This window comes from Streptomyces sp. NPDC053560 (assembly GCF_044544605.1).
Lineage (GTDB): Bacteria > Actinomycetota > Actinomycetes > Streptomycetales > Streptomycetaceae > Streptomyces.
This window is the reverse complement of record NZ_JBITXI010000005.1, coordinates 235,397-248,817: the sequence shown is the minus strand read 5'-3', so window position 1 is coordinate 248,817 and position 13,421 is coordinate 235,397. Positions and strand designations below refer to the sequence as shown.

The 13,421-nt window shown below is 72.4% G+C and carries 13 protein-coding genes; 7 read left to right on the top strand and 6 right to left on the bottom strand.

What is annotated here, in order from left to right; all coding sequences use genetic code 11:
- Positions 1-139 precede the first annotated feature (139 nt).
- Positions 140-1,240 (bottom strand): questin oxidase family protein, encoded by a 1,101-nt coding sequence (locus tag ACIGQF_RS13740; protein ID WP_399709380.1) that lies wholly within the window; start codon positions 1,238-1,240, stop codon positions 140-142.
- A gap of 234 nt (positions 1,241-1,474) precedes the next feature.
- On the opposite strand from ACIGQF_RS13740, the gene ACIGQF_RS13735 reads away from it, so the two are divergent.
- Complete coding sequence (locus ACIGQF_RS13735; RefSeq protein WP_399709376.1) at positions 1,475-1,897, top strand: pyridoxamine 5'-phosphate oxidase family protein; 423 nt, start codon at positions 1,475-1,477, stop codon at positions 1,895-1,897.
- A 130-nt stretch (positions 1,898-2,027) separates the two neighbouring features.
- Positions 2,028-2,570: a pyridoxamine 5'-phosphate oxidase family protein gene (locus ACIGQF_RS13730; RefSeq protein WP_399709373.1), complete on the top strand. Its 543-nt coding sequence runs from the start codon at positions 2,028-2,030 to the stop codon at positions 2,568-2,570.
- A 44-nt stretch (positions 2,571-2,614) separates the two neighbouring features.
- Here ACIGQF_RS13730 and ACIGQF_RS13725 read toward each other — a convergent pair whose 3' ends face one another.
- On the bottom strand, positions 2,615-3,037 hold the full coding sequence (locus ACIGQF_RS13725; protein ID WP_399709370.1) for a hypothetical protein: 423 nt from the start codon (positions 3,035-3,037) through the stop codon (positions 2,615-2,617).
- Between the two features lie 187 nt (positions 3,038-3,224).
- Positions 3,225-3,758 (bottom strand): GNAT family N-acetyltransferase, encoded by a 534-nt coding sequence (locus ACIGQF_RS13720; protein ID WP_399709367.1) that lies wholly within the window; start codon positions 3,756-3,758, stop codon positions 3,225-3,227.
- A 189-nt stretch (positions 3,759-3,947) separates the two neighbouring features.
- Between ACIGQF_RS13720 and ACIGQF_RS13715 the strand changes: the two genes are divergently transcribed.
- The 4 genes from ACIGQF_RS13715 (at position 3,948) to ACIGQF_RS13700 (ending at position 9,273) form a co-directional block, all read left to right on the top strand.
- On the top strand, positions 3,948-4,949 hold the full coding sequence (locus ACIGQF_RS13715) for a sigma-70 family RNA polymerase sigma factor (RefSeq protein ID WP_361558571.1): 1,002 nt from the start codon (positions 3,948-3,950) through the stop codon (positions 4,947-4,949).
- A 412-nt stretch (positions 4,950-5,361) separates the two neighbouring features.
- The gene (locus tag ACIGQF_RS13710; RefSeq protein WP_361558574.1) at positions 5,362-6,123 is read left to right on the top strand and encodes a DeoR/GlpR family DNA-binding transcription regulator; all 762 of its coding nucleotides are present in this window, start codon (positions 5,362-5,364) and stop codon (positions 6,121-6,123) included.
- Complete coding sequence (gene pfkB, locus ACIGQF_RS13705; RefSeq protein WP_399709362.1) at positions 6,120-7,067, top strand: 1-phosphofructokinase; 948 nt, start codon at positions 6,120-6,122, stop codon at positions 7,065-7,067. The genes ACIGQF_RS13710 and pfkB overlap by 4 nt, the downstream gene beginning before the upstream one ends.
- 124 nt (positions 7,068-7,191) lie before the next feature.
- Positions 7,192-9,273 (top strand): fructose-specific PTS transporter subunit EIIC, encoded by a 2,082-nt coding sequence (locus tag ACIGQF_RS13700; protein ID WP_399709359.1) that lies wholly within the window; start codon positions 7,192-7,194, stop codon positions 9,271-9,273.
- Between the two features lie 111 nt (positions 9,274-9,384).
- Here the strand turns inward: ACIGQF_RS13700 and ACIGQF_RS13695 are convergent, their stop codons facing one another.
- Both ACIGQF_RS13695 and ACIGQF_RS13690 read right to left on the bottom strand, forming a co-directional pair.
- A complete protein-coding gene (locus tag ACIGQF_RS13695) occupies positions 9,385-10,665 on the bottom strand; it encodes an Ig-like domain-containing protein (protein WP_399709356.1) in 1,281 nt (426 codons plus the stop codon).
- A 91-nt stretch (positions 10,666-10,756) separates the two neighbouring features.
- On the bottom strand, positions 10,757-11,944 hold the full coding sequence (locus ACIGQF_RS13690) for a CaiB/BaiF CoA transferase family protein (RefSeq protein WP_399709353.1): 1,188 nt from the start codon (positions 11,942-11,944) through the stop codon (positions 10,757-10,759).
- Between the two features lie 459 nt (positions 11,945-12,403).
- Between ACIGQF_RS13690 and ACIGQF_RS13685 the strand changes: the two genes are divergently transcribed.
- On the top strand, positions 12,404-12,727 hold the full coding sequence (locus tag ACIGQF_RS13685; RefSeq protein WP_361558586.1) for a hypothetical protein: 324 nt from the start codon (positions 12,404-12,406) through the stop codon (positions 12,725-12,727).
- Positions 12,728-12,806: 79 nt separating this feature from the next.
- Here ACIGQF_RS13685 and ACIGQF_RS13680 read toward each other — a convergent pair whose 3' ends face one another.
- Positions 12,807-13,409, bottom strand: a complete 603-nt coding sequence (locus ACIGQF_RS13680) for a YIP1 family protein (protein WP_399709348.1) — start codon at positions 13,407-13,409, stop codon at positions 12,807-12,809.
- Positions 13,410-13,421: the final 12 nt, after the last annotated feature.

Here is a 13,421-nt window from a genome sequence, read left to right as displayed (position 1 = left end):
TTGAAGATTTAACAAGAGTGACCGGGGGTGAAAGGGGCGACGGAGTGCGCCCTTCGGGGCCCGCGGGGACGCTTCTCCGGAGGGCTGCGGGGGCGGCTCTCCCGAGCCGGAAAACTCAGCCCTTCGGAGCCCGGGGGCCTCAGCTCTCCGAAGGAATCAGCGTGACCGCCTGATCCGCCGCCCACAGGGCTTCAGGGAGACCGGTGGCGGCGGCCACGTCCAGTGCGGTGTCCGTCAGCTTGATCGCGTGCGCGTCGCCGTGCGCGGCCGCCCGCTCGAAGGCGTCGGCCGGCTCGTCGGGCCGGGGAGGACTCAAAGCCGCGGTCGAGGTGCTCTGCGCCGCGCTCTGCGGGCGGCCGGTGCGACGGGGTGCGTAGGCCGCCGTCACCGCCGCGCTCGCGGCCCAGGCAGCGTGCAGGCTCGGGACCCACAGGTGCTCGGGCAGCGCCGGGAGCGTCCGCAGGACGGCGTTCGGGGCGGTCGCCGCGTGCACCAGCATCACCGGCTCGGCGGCCGCGTCCACCGCGTACCGGAAGGTGGCCGCCGCGACGACCTCGGAGAGCAGCGCACGCGCGTCCGCCGGCCCGGCCGCGGGGCGCAGCGCCGCCGCCGCGGCGGGCCAGCCCGGCGTCTCCGCCAGCTGGGTCAGCCGCTGCCGGATGCCGCCCTCCTGCTCCGGTACCGGCGGCACGTCCCACAGCGCGGTCTCCGGGCCCTCCTGGCCCGCGGGGGCCGGTACGTCGCCGAGGCGGAGGTGGCGTGCTGCCCAGTAGCCGAGCGCGTGGGCCAGCTCCGCCACGCGCGGCTCCTCCTCGCCGTCCTCGGTGAGCGTGCGGACGGCGTGCCCGACCCGGATGACCGGGTGCGTGGCGGCGCCCGCGATGCCCGGGAGCAGCCGCGGCCACCACTCGGCGAGCACCTCGCGCCACGGACGGCCGTCGAGCTGCCGGCCCATGTAGGCGGTCCAGTCGGTGACCCGGCGCGGGTCGCCCAGCGCCTCCCGCCAGTTCGTGTCGGTGATGGCGCTGTCGGCGCGCGGACGGTCCTCCAACCGCTCCTCGTAGGCGTCGAGCCAGCGGTGCACGGAGCCGGCCCGGCCGTGCCGGACCAGCGCCTCGACCGCCATCGGGCCATGGTTGCTGAGGTACCCGTGGAACTCCGGGCCGCGTGCGTGCAGCCGCTCCAGGGCCTCGTCGAGAGTGCCGTCGGTGGGGTGCGCGGAACCGCTTGTGGTGTCCATGTGCCGAGGCTAGGGAGGCGGGGGTGCGGTCGTAACGGACCACGGTCCCGATGCCCCTCGAACGGCCGCCCTACGTCGGCCGCCCTATGCCGCGGGGCGTACGCCTTCGTGGGGCGGGGCCGGCGCGGCACGAGGAATAGGCCCGCGGCGGCCCTTCGTTGAGCAGTGGTACGAGGTCGTACGGGGCGCACGCCGGCCCCTCCACCGCACATCGACGCCCCAGGAGGCGCAGCGATGCCGCTCACCGTGGAAGAACGTGACCAGTTGCTCGCCGAGCCGCACGTCGCCGTGCTGGCGGTGGACTCCGGGAGCGCACGCGCGCCGCTGGCCGTGCCGGTCTGGTACAGCTACCGCCCCGGCGGCGACTTCCTGATCTTCACCGGCCGGTCGTCGCGCAAGGCGCGGCTCATCGAGGCGGCGGGGCGCTTCTCGCTGGCCGTGCAGCGCGTCGCGCCGACGTACCGGTACGTCACGGCGGAGGGGCCGGCCCGGCTGGCGGCGGTCACCGCCGAAGAGGTCAAGCAGGTGGCCGAGCGGTACGTGCCCCCGGAGCGGGTCGAGGACTACGTCCGCCAAGCGCTCTCGGAGGGGCCCGAAGCCGTCGCCGTCCGCCTCACGCCGGAGCACTGGGTCTCGGCGGACGCCGGGCCGGCCTGACGGCGTACCGCCCCCTGGAGACCGCGGCCGGCTGCCAGTCCGTTCCGGGATCACTCGGATCACCCGGATCAGCCGTGAAATATCGAAATACCCGACAGAAGGCGTCGGGTATCGCCTTCAGGGTGGAGCCATGACGCATACGGCGCACGAGGCGCGGCGCGCGCAGGGACAGAAGAAGGCGGTCGGCTGGTCGGAGTTCGCGGCGGCGGAGCCCGCACTCGCGGAGTGGACCGAGCGGCGGTTCGGTGCGTACGCGCACCACGTGCTCGCGACCCTGCGGGCGGACGGCTCCCCGAGGCTGACCGGCCTGGAGGCCGACTTCCGCGGCGGCGAGCTGTGGCTCGGCATGATGCCGGGCTCCTGGAAGGCACGGGACCTGTGGCACGATCCGCGGTTCGCGCTGCACGCCAACCCGGGTCCGGGCGCGGACGCGGCGGACGGGGACGTGCGGATCGCGGGGCGGGCGGTGGAGGTCGGGGACGCCGAGGCGCTCGCGCGGTACGCGGCGGAGGTGGAGATGCCGCTGCCCTTCCACCTCTTCCGGGCGGAGCTCACCGAGGTGGTGCGCACGCACGTCGAGGACCCGCACATCGTGCTGGAGACCTGGCGCCCGGGCCGTTCTGTGCGGACCGTCCGGCGCGGGAACGACGACGCCCCGCCGACCGTGGACTGAACGCGGTCCGAGGGCCGGCGGGGCGGGCTGCACGAAGGACGGGGCTACCGCCGGGCCCCCGGGGAGCCGTGGGTGCGGAAGAGGTACATGGCGACGACGAACATGATCACGCCGAAGACCGCGCCCACACCGGAGGCCCTCAACGTGGTCGATGTCCCCGCCAGGCTGTAGAGGAAGCCCATCGTGGCCCCGAAGAGCACGCCGTACGCGAGCGCCCGCGCTTCGGTGATCATGCGGGACTGGCTGTGCATCAGGGCCAGCCCGAGGCCGGCGGTCACCACGGTGGCGATCAGGCCGAGCAGGAAGGCGTGCACGGCGCTCGATCCGGTGCTGTGGTCGAGCAGCCCCGCGTAGATGCCGTAGGCGACGCCGCCCACGAGGGGCACGCCGGTGGAGGCGGACAGGTGATGCCCGCGCGGGGCGGCGGCCGTGGTGGCTGTGGTGCGGGTGCGAGCGTGCGTCTGCATGACGGCTCCTCTCTCTCGCCCTCCTACCAGGAGGCACCCGGCCGTGGCCCCCGTCAACCGGAACAGCGGGGCCCGGGGCCGGAGCCTTTTGCAGCCCGCGGACGCGGCCCCTCAGTGCCCGCCGAGCCGGGTGCCCGCCGAGCCCATGCCCGTCGAGCCGGCGCTCGCGAAGTCAGCGCGCGCGAAGTCAGCGCTCGCCGAGCTCCTTCTCGTACCAGGCGACGTCCCAGTAGCGGCCGAATTTGTGGCCCACCTCGCCGTACGTGCCGACGTGGCGGAAGCCGAAGCGGGCGTGCAGAGCGGTCGAGCCGGGGTTGGGGAGCGCGATGCCCGCGTACGCGCGGTGCACGTCCTCGCCCTCCAGGGCCTCGAAGAGCGCCTTGTAGAGCAGCGTGCCGATGCCCCGGCCGGTCGCCTCGGGGGCAAGGTAGACCGTGGTCTCGACGGAGGTGCGGTACGCGGGCTTCGGGCGGAAGGGGCTGGTGGTCGCGTACCCGAGGAGCCGGCCCTGTCCCTCCGGCGCGGCCTCCCGGGCAACCAGAAGGCGGTGAGGACCGTCTTGGGGGTGGGAGAGCAGCCAAGGACGGCGCTCTTCGGGGGTGAACGGCTCGGTGTCGAATGTGATCGCCGTCTCACGGACGTAGTGATTGTAGAGGCCCGTGAGGGCATTCAGGTCGGCCTCGACGCCCGGCCTGACCTGCACTTCCCCGCATCCTGACATGCTCTGGCCCCCCTCGGTGGGACCGCAGGGTACTGCATGATCAGAAAAACGAGGGGTTGTCGTGGGAATTCTGTCCGGTTTCCAGCCGTTGTTTCCATCAGACGGGGGCACCCGGCCCGCAGACAGCAGGGATCAGGTGTCCCGGCCGCCACCATCCCGCGACCGACTCATCGCAGAGGGAGCACTCGCATGGCAACCCGTGCCGTCGCCCGTCGTCAGCCCACCAAGAGCGGTGCTGACGGGGCTAACAGCGTTCGCGCCGTAGGCGGGGAGATCGCCGACCGCGACCTGGTCGGCATGTACCTCGACGAGATCGCGCGCACACCCCTGCTCGACGCCGCCAGAGAGGTCGAGCTGTCACAGACGATCGAGGCGGGTGTCTACGCCCGGCAGATCCTGGACGGCGAGGTGAGCGACGGGAACGCCGCCGGCGCGACGCCCGAGGAGCTGCAGGCACTGGTCGACGAGGCCGAGAAGGCCAAGGACGTCTTCATCCGTTCCAACCTCCGCCTGGTCGTAGCGGTCGCCCGCCGCTACCCGCGCAGCGGTCTGCCGCTGCTGGACCTGATCCAGGAGGGGAACGCCGGCCTGGTCCGCGCGGTCGAGAAGTTCGACTACGCCAAGGGCTTCAAGTTCTCCACGTACGCGACGTGGTGGATCCGCCAGGCGATCACGCGGTCCATCGCGGACCAGTCCCGTACGATCCGGCTGCCCGTCCACCTGGTCGAGGAGCTGGGCCGGATCCGGCGCGTGCAGCGCGAGTTCAACCGCGAGCACGGCCGCGACCCGGAGCACGCGGAGATCGCCGCGGAGCTGGGCGCCAAGACGGAGCGGGTCAGCGACGTCCTGGACTGGGCCCGTGACCCCGTCAGCCTGAACATGTCCGTGGACGACGAGGGCGAGACGCAGTTCGGCGACCTGCTGGAGGACACCTCGGCGGCCTCGCCCGAGCAGTCCGTGCTCACGCTGCTGCGCAGCGAGGAGCTGGAGGACCTGATCGACCGCCTCGACGGCCGCACCGCCTCGATCATCAAGGCGCGGTACGGCATAGAGGACGGCCGCGAGCGGACCCTGACCGAGGTCGGCAAGCAGCACGGCCTGACCCGCGAGCGGATCCGCCAGATAGAGAAGCACGCGCTGCTGGAGCTGAAGCGCATGGCGCACGACACCGGCTTCGACGCCGCGGCGTAATCGCGGCTAACGCGGTAACGCTTCTCCCGCCTACGCCTGCCCGTCACGACGGGACCCCGATACCGGGTCCCCGACATAAAACCGGGACCCCGGTAGCGGGTCCCCCCTGTACGAGCCCCGGCGCCCTCCCCCGAGCGCCGGGGCTCTTTGCTGCCCACGGCCGCCACGGTCGGGGCCCGGCGCCTGGCGCCCGGCCCCGACCGCGCCTCCGGCTCGCCGCCCAGCCGCCGTCCGAGCCCCGCTCGCCCGCGCCCCGCCCCGCCTGGTCATAGGGCCCCGTAATCCCCGTCGTGCCCGTTTGTGTCTGTCCTGTGTCCGAGTCTGTTTACTTTGCGGAAATCCGGACGTATTCTGCGAGTGAAACCACACGTTCGGGCAACGGGCGGACAGAAACGGAACGGACCCAGGTCGCATGTACGCAGCGGAACGCCAGCAGGAGATCCTGCGCCTCGCCCGGGACAGCGGGCGGGTCGACGTCCTCTCCCTCGCCGAGGAATTCCAGGTCACCGCCGAGACCGTACGGCGCGACCTGAAGGCACTGGACCGCGCCGGACTGGTCCGCCGGGTGCACGGCGGGGCGATACCGGCGGGCCGACTGGACTTCGAGCCCGACCTCGCCGAGCGCGACACCGTCGCCGCCGACGAGAAGGACCGCATCGCCCGGGCCGCGCTCGCCGAGCTGCCCGACGACGGCAGCGTGATCCTGGACGCCGGCACCACCGCGGCCCGGCTGGCCGGTGAGTTCCCGCTGGAGTCCGACGTCACCGTCGTGACCCATGGCCTGCCGGTCGCGGCCCGGCTCGCCGACCACCCCGGGCTCACCCTGCACCTCGTAGGCGGCCGCATCCGGCACCGTACGCGGGCCGCCGTCGACGACTGGGCGCTGCGCGCCTACCGCGAGATCAACGCCGACGTCCTCTTCCTCGCGACCAACGGCTTCTCGCTGGAGGGCGGCCTGACCACGCCCGACCTCGCCGAGGCCGCCGTCAAGCGCGCGGTGATCGCCGCCGCCCGGCGGGTCGTGCTGATCGCCGACTCGTCCAAGTTCGGGCAGCAGCACTTCGCCCGCTTCGGCGACCTCTCCGACGTCGACCTCCTGATCACCGACACCGGGCTCAGCCCCGAGAACGCCCTCGCCATCGAGCGCGCGGGCACGGAAGTAGTACGCGCATGATCCTCACCGTCACCCCCAACCCCAGCCTGGACCGCACGTACGAGGTGCCCGCTCTGGAGCGCGGCGCCGTGCTGCGGGCCGGCGCCGACCGTGTCGACCCCGGCGGCAAGGGCGTCAACGTCTCCCGGGCGGTCGCGGCCGCCGGGCACGAGACGCTCGCCGTGCTGCCGGTCGGCGGCCCGGCCGGGCAGGCCCTCGCCGACCTCCTGGTGGCCGAGGGCATAGAGGTCGCGCCGGTCCCGGTGGCCGGGGCCACCCGTTCCAACATCGCGGTCGCCGAGCCCGACGGCACCCTCACCAAGATCAATGCGGCCGGCCCCGAGCTGTCGGCGGCCGAGTCCGAAGCGCTGCTGGAGACCGTACGGGAGCGCTCGGCGGGTGCCGCCTGGATCGCCTGCTGCGGCAGCCTGCCGCGCGGGCTGGCCCCCGAGTGGTACGCCGACCTGGTCGCCCGCGCGCACCGGGCCGGGGCCCGGATCGCCCTGGACACCTCAGGCCCGTCGCTGACGGCCGCCCTGCGCGCCCGCCCCGACGTGGTGAAGCCCAACGCCGAGGAGCTGGCGCAGGCCGTCGGCCGTCCGCTCGCCACCATCGGCGACGCGGTCAAGGCGGCCGAGGAGCTGCGCGCGCTGGGCGCCGGCGCGGTGCTCGCGTCGCTCGGCGCCGACGGACAGCTGCTGGTCGACGCCACTGGCACGTATTACGGCACCGCCGAGGTGGATGCCGTACGCAGCAACGTCGGCGCGGGCGACGCGTCGCTGGCCGGGTTCCTCGCGGCCGGCGGTACGGGTACGCGTGCGCTGGCGGAGGCGGTGGCGCATGGCGCGGCGGCGGTACAGCTGCCGGGCAGTGTGATGCCGGCGCCGGAGGATCTGCGGCCGTCCGATGTGACCGTCACGGACGCGGTGCCGATGGACCGGCCGTTGACGGAGGCCGTGTCATGAACGGTTCTGCACGCCGGGGTCACCCGCCGTTCGTTCGTCCTCAATCGCCGGACGGGCTCGATTTTGCCCGGTCCGACAGGGAAAGCACCCCCCCTCTTCGTCCCAGTCCCAAAGGGAGCCCGCGATGAGTGAGCTGATCACCGCGGACCTGGTCGATCTCGACCTGTCCGCCGACACCAAGGAAGCGGCCGCCAGGTCGCTGGCCGAACGGATGGTGGCGGCCGGTCGCGTCACCGACCTGGAGGGATTCCTCGCGGACGTCGCCGCGCGTGAGGCCCAGATGCCCACAGGGCTGGACGGCGGCATCGGCATCCCGCACTGCCGCAGCGCCCATGTCACCGAGCCGACGCTGGCCTTCGGGCGCAGCGCCGCCGGCATCGACTTCGGCGCGGCGGACGGCCCGGCCGACCTGATCTTCCTGATAGCCGCCCCGACAGGCGGCGACGCCGACCACCTGTCGATCCTCTCGACGCTGGCCCGGCACCTGATGGACGCGGAGTTCACCGGCGCGCTGCGGTCGGCGGACGACCCGGCGCGGGCGGCCGCGCTGGTACGGGGAGACGAGCCGGAGGTGGCGCCGGAGACGGAGGCCGAGGCCGCGAAGGCGGCAGAGGCCCCGCAGCCCGAGGCGGCACCGGCGGCCCCCGCTCCGGCGGCCCCCGCACCGGAAGAGCCCGCGGCGGAAGCCCCCGCGCAGCCCAACGAGACCCGCCCCTTCCGCATCGTCGCCGTCACCTCCTGTCCCACCGGTATCGCGCACACCTACATGGCCGCCGAGTCGCTGACGAAGGCGGGGGAGACGGCCGGCGTGGAGCTGGTCGTGGAGACGCAGGGGTCGGCCGGGTTCACCCGCCTCGACCCGGCGGTGATCGCGGCCGCGGACGGCGTGATCTTCGCGCACGACGTGGAGGTACGGGACCGGGGCCGGTTCGCCGGCAAGCCGGTCGTCGACGTCGGCGTGAAGGCCGGCATCAACCGTCCCGCCGAACTGATCGCCGAAGTACGGGAGAAGGCCGCGCGCGGCGAGGTCGGCGCGCCGGCCGCGCGCCCCGATGCGCCGATGGACCGCGACGCCGAGGAGCACGAAGGCTTCGGCACCCGGCTGCGCAAGTGGCTCATGACCGGCGTCAGTTACATGGTGCCGTTCGTCGCCGCCGGCGGTCTGCTGATGGCCCTCGCGTTTGCCATCGGCGGGTACACGATCAACAAGGCACCGTCCGTCGCCGAGCACTTCGTCTGGACCGAGACCGGCAGCTGGGCCGCGCTGCTCTTCCAGATCGGCAACGTGGCCTTCACCTTCCTCGTGCCCGTACTGGCCGGATTCATCGCGTACGGGATGGCCGACCGGCCGGGGCTCGTGCCCGGCTTCGTCGGCGGCTCGATCGCGCTGACCATCGACGCGGGCTTCCTCGGCGGCCTGATCGCCGGTCTGCTCGCGGGCGCGGTGGTGATGGCCATTCAGCGGGTCAGCGTGCCCGCGCCGCTGCGCGGCATCATGCCGGTGGTGGTGATCCCGCTGATCTCCTCGGCGGTGGTCGGATTCCTGATGTTCCTGGTCATCGGCAAGCCGATCGCCGCGCTCCAGAAGGCGCTGACCGACTGGCTGTCCGGCCTGACCGGCGCCAACGCGATCATCCTGGGCGTGATCCTCGGCCTGATGATGTGCTTCGACCTCGGCGGCCCGCTGAACAAGGTCGCGTACGCCTTCGCGGTCGGCGGCCTGGCCAACCCCAACGACGGCAGCCTGAAGGTGATGGCGGCGGTGATGGCGGCCGGCATGGTCCCGCCGCTGGCGATGGCGCTGGCGACGACCGTGCGCGGCAAGCTGTTCACCAAGGCCGAGCGGGAGAACGGCAAGGCCGCCTGGGTGCTGGGCGCTTCCTTCATCACCGAGGGCGCGATCCCGTTCGCGGCGGGCGACCCGCTGCGCGTCATCCCCGCCTCGATGGCGGGCGGCGCGGTGACCGGCGCGTTGTCGATGGCCTTCGGCTGCACCCTGCGCGCCCCGCACGGCGGCATCTTCGTGGTCCCGCTGATCGGCCAGCCGCTGCTGTACCTGGTGGCGATCGTGGCCGGAGTGGCCGTCAGCACGGCCCTGGTGGTCGTCCTGAAGGGGCTGCGGAAGACCGGTACGGAGCCGGCCGCCCCGGCCACCGAGGGCGCGGAGCAGGCCGCCGGGGACCGCAAGGAGCCGGTCGCCGCCTGATCCGGCGGTAACGCCACGGGCGGTCACCCGCCCCCTCCAAAGCACACCACCCCGCTGCCAGTGCCCGGCAGCGGGGTGGTGTTCTTCTCTGTCAGCGCGCGGTCGGCCCGGTCAGGCGGAGCTGCCGGCCTTCCACTGGTCCCACGACATGTTCCAGCCGTTGAGGCCGTTGTCGGGCTTGACCGTCTCGTCCTTGGAGTTCTTCACGACGACCACGTCACCGATGAGGGAGTTGTCGAAGAACCACTTGCCGGGGGTGTCGCCGTTGGCGCCCTTGACGTCCCGCAGGCCCACGCAGCCGTGGCTGGTACCCGCCTGGCCGAAGATCGAGGGCGAGCCCCAGTAGTTGCCGTGGATGAAGGTGCCGGACGCGGAGAGCCGCATGGCGTGCGGCACGTCCTTGATGTCGTACTCGCCCTTGCCGTCCTTCTTGGTGAAGCCGACCGTCGAGCCGTCCATCCGGGTCTCCTTGAACTTCTCCGAGATCACCATCTGACCGTTGTAGGTCGGGTTCTCGGGGCTGCCGCCGGAGATCGGGATCTTCTTGAGGGTCTTGCCGTCCCGCTCGACCGTCATGGTCTGGGTGTTCATGTCGACGGTGGAGACCTGCGAGCGGCCGACGGTGAAGGTGACCGTCTTGTCCTGGACGCCGGTGACGCCGTTGGCGCCCTCCACGCCGTCCAGGTCTATCTTCATCGTGACCTTGGAGCCGGCCTTCCAGTAGTCCTGCGGGCGGAAGTCCAGGCGCTGGTTGCCGAACCAGTGGCCGACGACCTCCTGGCCGCTGCTGGACGTCACCGTGATGTGCGACTGCACGGCCTTCTGGTCGGTGATGGCCTTGTCGAAGTTGAAGGAGACCGGCATGCCCACGCCGACGGTCTTGCCGTCGTCCGGGGTGAAGGTGCCGATGAAGCTGTTGGCGGGCGAGACCGTGGTGAACGAGGAGTTCTCGGTCGCGGCGCGGCCCTCGGAGTCCTTGGCCTTCGCGGCAAGCTGGTACTTGGTACCGCGCTCCAGCTGCGCGTCCGGCTTCCAGCTCGAGCCGTCGCCGGATATGGAACCGTCGATCTTCTCGCCGGTGTCGGTCCTGGTGAGCGTCACCTCGGTCAGCTTGCCGCCGCTGACCTTGACGTTCGTGCCGTTGATGCTGGCTCCGTTGGAGCCGTCCTTCGCCGAGACCTTGATCTTGGCGTTCGAAGCGTCCTTGGCTGCCGCGGCGTCGGCCCCGGCCTGTCCGTCCTTGTTCCCGGCTCCGGTGGCGTCGCCACCGCAGGCGGTCATGGCCAGTGCGCCGGCCGCGAGCAGTGCGGCCGCCGCGAGGCCGCGCCGCAGCGAGCGCGCGGAGCGCGAATTGCGGGGCTGTGCGGGCGCGGCGTTGTCCGGCGTTGTCACGAGCTGCTCCAGGCAAGAGTGTTGGTCCACTGTTCTTAAACAGCGACTGTGAGCCGTTTTGGTTGCAGCTCTCCATATGTTGTGACCGATGTCACACGTGTGGGGGAAGTGGCTGGTCGGAAGGTCCGGCCAGCCACTCGCGGAGCTGCGTACCGTGTTCGTCCAGCCGCGGCGGCGCGGTGGGTTCGGCCACCGGCGTACGGGAGAGCCGCAGCGGGCTGCGTACCTGCGGTACCCGGTCGGCGCCGACCGGAACGACAGGATCAAGCCCCAGATCCGACGCGAACTCGACCGCCTCGCTCAGGGTGTTGACGGGCCCGCACGGCACCGATACCGCGCTCAGCCGCTCGGTCCAGCCCCGCGGGGTGTCCGCGGCCAGCCGCGCCTCCAGCTCCTTGACCAGCTCCGAACGGTGCACCACCCGGTCCGGGTTGGTCGCGAAACGCGGGTCGTCCGCCAGCTCGGGCGCGCCGAGCGCCGTGGCCAGCGCCCGGAACTGCCGGTCGTTGCCCACCGCGACCGCCAGCAGCCCGTCGCGGCAGGCCAGCGTCTCGTACGGCGCGATGCTGGGGTGCCGGTTGCCCATCGGGGCCGGGTCGCGGCCGGTGGCCAGGTGGCCCGACGCCTGGTTGACCAGCGAACCCAGCAGCGAGGAGAGCAGGTTCACCTCGACGTGCTGGCCCTCGCCCGTACGGTCCCGGTGGCGCAGCGCCGCCAGGATCGCGGTCGTGGCGTCCTTCGCGGTCAGCACGTCCACCAGCGCCACGCCGGCCTTCAGGGGCGGCCCGCCGGGTTCACCCGTGATGCTCATCAGCCCGCCGACCGCCTGCACGACGAAGTCGTAGCCGGGCAGGCGGGCGCCCTCGCCCGAGCCGAAGCCGGTGATCGAGCAGTGCACCAGGCCCGGGTTGGCGGCGAGCGAGGACGCCGGGTCCAGGCTGTACTTGGCCAGCGCGCCGGGCCGGAAGTTCTCGATGAGGACGTCGGCCCTGGCCGTCAGTTCGCGGGCGGCCTCGGCGTCGTCCGGCGCGGAGAGGTCCAGGGCGAGGCCGTACTTGGAGCGGTTGGCGGCGTCGAAGTACGCGGCGGTGCCGTCGGCCGCGAACGGCGGGCCCCAGGACCGGGTGTCGTCCCCGGCGCCGGGTCGTTCCACCTTCACCACCCGGGCGCCCAGATCGGCCAGGGTGGCGGCGGCCAACGGCCCCGCCAGCACCCGGCTGAAGTCGGCGACGAGCACCCCGTCGAGCGGCTTCGGCAGGTCCGTACGATCCACGCGCACTCCTCCGTCGGGTTTTCGGCTTGTCCGGTGGTCCAGTTGTCGGGTGGGCCGGTTGTCCGGCTTTCCCGTACGGCTGGGCCGGTTGTCGTATCGAGTGAGTGGTGCGCCGCCATGCTCGCGGACGATCTTGGCCGGACGGAACCCGCCGATGCGTCCAACGCGCCCCGCCGGACTCCACCGTGCAGGAGTGGTGCGGACATACCGGTGAAACAGGCGGAAGCCGGGGTGCCGCGCCGCGGGCCGCCGGATCATTGCGAGGGCGGTTCGGAACCGTGGCCGGATTCGTGCGGTGGCGTCGGCGTTTCTTGAGGGGGGCACACCTGATGCGGTGGGATGAGGGATGGTTGTGGCGTGATGCGGGAAGGACCCTGAGTGATGCGGGAAGGTCCGGTAGTGATGGGAGATGCATCACTACAGGGCCTAAGTCCTATAAAAACCTGTCATAAGTATCGAGGCGTGGTGTCTACTGATCCGCGTCAGCCGCCGGGGCCCAGCGCGCCGGCGCCGCGCCCGTACGTCATGGAGGACCGGATGCTCCCCTCCGTCTCGACCCTGCAGCAGATCGGCCTGGCCGTCCTGTTGCTCGCGACGCTCGCCTGGGCCGTCGGACTGGTCAGAACCGTACGCAGGGACCGCCCCGCGCCCCAGCCGCCGGGCACGGCGCAGCGGCTGCTGAAGGCCGTACCGCGGCAGGTCGTCCCGCCGTCGGAGAGCGTCGAGCTGACCGCGGCGGAGCGCGAGGCGTTCGCCGGACTGGTGCGCGAGCTGACCAGGCGTCACTGAGTCGGCCCACGAAGCCGCTGCCGGATGAGCGGCCGTCAGCGTGCGCTCGGGAGGTCGGCAGCCTTCGGGTGAGCGGCCGTCAGTCGACCGGGCCGAGCTTGAGCAGCGCCAGTGATGCCAGCATCTGGACCGCCACCGAGCACACCGCGCGCAGCGTCGGCAGGTGGTGCTGGCCACGGATGAGCAGCACCGCCAGCGCGCAGCCGAAACCCCAGGTCGTCAGCGCCACCGCCTGGGCGACGGGATGGTGCTCGGGGAGAACGAAGGCCAGCAGCAGCCGCGGCAGATCCGTCACCCAGAACACCACGACGAACAGGCTGACCGTCGGACGGAGCCGGCCGTTGCCGCCGAGCGTGCGGGCCATGGCGTGCGTGACCAGCCCCAGTCCGAGGCTGGCGACCAGCACGCCCGCCTCGGTGACGCCGGCGAGCTGCCACACCACCTCGCGCGGCCCGGTCCGCCACTGCGACCGGAACGACCCCGAGGCCAGCAGCCCGAGCGCGCCGCCGAGCAGCGTCAGAAGCACCGCGGCGCTGCAGGCACCGCGGTCGCGTGCCTCGTCCAGCACCTCGACGGGGCGGTACCACAGCCCCAGGACCAGCCGGTGCCACCACAACCGGCGCCGGGTGGCGGGCTGCTCCGCGGGGGCCGGCTGGACGAGTGTGGGCGGCGGTATGGACATAAGGCCGTTTCT

Coding starts and splice junctions, on each gene's coding strand:
- ACIGQF_RS13740 (WP_399709380.1), bottom strand. CDS start 1,240: ATGGACACCACAAGCGGTTCCGCGCACCCCACCGACGGCACTCTCGAC.
- ACIGQF_RS13735 (WP_399709376.1), top strand. CDS start 1,475: ATGCCGCTCACCGTGGAAGAACGTGACCAGTTGCTCGCCGAGCCGCAC.
- ACIGQF_RS13730 (WP_399709373.1), top strand. CDS start 2,028: ATGACGCATACGGCGCACGAGGCGCGGCGCGCGCAGGGACAGAAGAAG.
- ACIGQF_RS13725 (WP_399709370.1), bottom strand. CDS start 3,037: ATGCAGACGCACGCTCGCACCCGCACCACAGCCACCACGGCCGCCGCC.
- ACIGQF_RS13720 (WP_399709367.1), bottom strand. CDS start 3,758: ATGTCAGGATGCGGGGAAGTGCAGGTCAGGCCGGGCGTCGAGGCCGAC.
- ACIGQF_RS13715 (WP_361558571.1), top strand. CDS start 3,948: ATGGCAACCCGTGCCGTCGCCCGTCGTCAGCCCACCAAGAGCGGTGCT.
- ACIGQF_RS13710 (WP_361558574.1), top strand. CDS start 5,362: ATGTACGCAGCGGAACGCCAGCAGGAGATCCTGCGCCTCGCCCGGGAC.
- pfkB (WP_399709362.1), top strand. CDS start 6,120: ATGATCCTCACCGTCACCCCCAACCCCAGCCTGGACCGCACGTACGAG.
- ACIGQF_RS13700 (WP_399709359.1), top strand. CDS start 7,192: ATGAGTGAGCTGATCACCGCGGACCTGGTCGATCTCGACCTGTCCGCC.
- ACIGQF_RS13680 (WP_399709348.1), bottom strand. CDS start 13,409: ATGTCCATACCGCCGCCCACACTCGTCCAGCCGGCCCCCGCGGAGCAG.